This is a genomic window from Gordonia sp. (in: high G+C Gram-positive bacteria), assembly GCF_049299075.1.
GTDB lineage: Bacteria > Actinomycetota > Actinomycetes > Mycobacteriales > Mycobacteriaceae > Gordonia.
Genome location: NZ_JBAQWU010000322.1, coordinates 1 through 2,114, shown reverse-complemented (window position 1 = coordinate 2,114; position 2,114 = coordinate 1). Strand labels below are relative to the sequence as shown.

Annotated in this window: 2 protein-coding genes; both read left to right on the top strand. The window is 67.0% G+C overall.

The features are described 5' to 3' along the window. On the top strand, nucleotides 1–462 hold a 462-nt coding region (locus WAW85_RS09910; RefSeq protein WP_422559448.1), incomplete at its 5' end, for a TetR family transcriptional regulator. Between the two features lie 83 nt (nucleotides 463–545). Next, nucleotides 546–2,114 (top strand): MDR family MFS transporter, encoded by a 1,569-nt coding sequence (locus tag WAW85_RS09905; RefSeq protein WP_422559449.1) that lies wholly within the window; start codon nucleotides 546–548, stop codon nucleotides 2,112–2,114.

The following is a 2,114-nucleotide window of genomic DNA, read 5'->3' as shown; positions in this document are numbered from 1 at the left end:
TGCAAAGAGGACGCCGTCCTCGGCACCTCGGCGCCGCACATCCCGCCCACCGCCCTCGAGGAGTTCCTGCGGCCGGCGACCAAACCGGCCGACGACAAGGTCGCGGGCAAGGAACGTTTTGTCGCCGCCCTCAACCTGACCGTCGCCACCATGGCGTCGGCTGGCCCGCGCCCCGAACCGCAGGTGCAGCACCTGATCAGTACGTATCCCGAACTGATCAATCGGATCCGCGCCCACCGCGACCAGACCCAGGACCTACTGGTTACCGCGCTCGAGGAGCAGTTGGCGGAGCGGACCGCGTCGGGTACTGCGGCCGACAGCACCCGCGCACTGGTCCTGCTTGCCGGGGCCGTGTTGCGTTTTGCCTACAGCGACGACCCCGCCATCCTCGACAATCCCACCCCCACCGCCATCGCCGACGCGGTGGCAACCTTCCGCAACGCCCTGAAAGAGATCAAGTGACCCATACCAGCCCCGCGGTTGCCGAGCCGGAAGCCAAATCCGACCGGACCGTCCTCTATCTGTTCATCGGCCTGATGATCACGATGCTGCTCGCCGCACTGAATCAAACGGTGCTTTCGACGGCACTCCCCACGATTGTCGGCGAGCTCGACGGCGTCGACCAAATGACCTGGGTAATCACCGGCTACATCTTGGCCAGCACCATCGTGATGCCGGTGTACGGACGGATCAGCGACATCCTGGGCCGCAAACCGGTTCTACTGGTGGCGATCGTGCTGTTCATCGCTGGCTCGGTGGTCGGTGCCCTCGCCGGCAACATCGAGATCCTGATCGCGGCGCGCGTGCTGCAGGGTATCGGCGGCGGTGGTCTGATGATTCTGTCGCAGGCGGCGATTGCCGACGTCGTGCCCGCCCGCGAACGCGGTAAGTACATGGGCGCCATGGGCGCAGTGTTCGCCGTTGCGTCCGTCGCCGGCCCACTGCTGGGCGGCTGGCTCACCGAGGGCCCCGGCTGGCGCTGGGCGTTCTGGATGAACGTGCCGCTCGGGCTACTGGCGATCGCCGCCTGCACGGTGTTCCTGCACCTGCCGAAGAAGGAACATGCGGAACGCCCGAAACTCGACTACCTCGGCATGGCGCTGATCGCGGCCGCGACCACCGCCCTGGTCCTGGTCTGCACCTGGGGCGGCTCCACCTACGAGTGGCTCTCCCCGCAGATCATCGGCCTGAGCGTCGCCACCGTGATCCTCGCGGTCGCCTTCTGCTGGGCCGAGACCAAAGCCGTCGCCCCGGTGATCCCGCTGGCGCTGTTCCGCGACCGCAACTTCACGCTGACCACGATCGCCGCGTTGATGATCGGCGTCGGCATGTTCGGCGCGATCGGCTACATGCCGACCTACATCCAGATGGTCACCGGCGCCAGCGCCACCGTCGCCGGTCTGCTGATGATCCCGATGATGGGCGGCCTGCTCGTCGCTTCGGTCGCCTCCGGTCAGGCGGTCACCCGCACCGGCAAGTACAAGGTCTTCCCGATCGTCGGGTCAGCGATCCTGGGCCTGGGCCTCGGATTGCTGTCCACGCTCCACGTGGAGAGCCCGACCTGGCTGCTGTGCACTTACCTCGCGGTGACCGGCGTCGGTATCGGTCTGTCGATGCAGATCTTGACGTTGATCGTGCAGAACTCGTTCCCCGGCCGGATCGTCGGCACCGCTACCGCCGCCAGCAACTACTTCCGGCAGGTGGGTGCCACCCTGGGCTCGGCCATCGTCGGCTCGGTCTTCGCCTCGCGGCTCATCACCCTGCTGTCGGAGAAGATGGCAGGTAGCGGTGCTGCCGCGGGCGCGGGCGGCGACGAGTTCCGCAAGCACCTGACGCCGGCCGGCGTCAGCGCGCTCCCCGACGCGATCCGCGAGCCGATTATCCACTCCTACAACGAGGCACTGCTGCCGATCTTCCTGTTCCTGGTGCCACTCGCAGTGATTGCGGTGATTGCGCTGCTCTTCGTCGAGCAGAAGCCGCTGGCCACCTCCGTCCAGGACGAGATCACCGCCGAGTCGCTCGCCGAAGGTCAACTGCTGGAGATGGTCGACGACACCGCTGGCCCGTCCGCCTTCCGCCCCGACCCCGACGCGGGCAAAACCACCCGGGTGTAG

Coding starts and splice junctions, on each gene's coding strand:
- WAW85_RS09905 (WP_422559449.1), top strand. CDS start 546: ATGCTGCTCGCCGCACTGAATCAAACGGTGCTTTCGACGGCACTCCCC.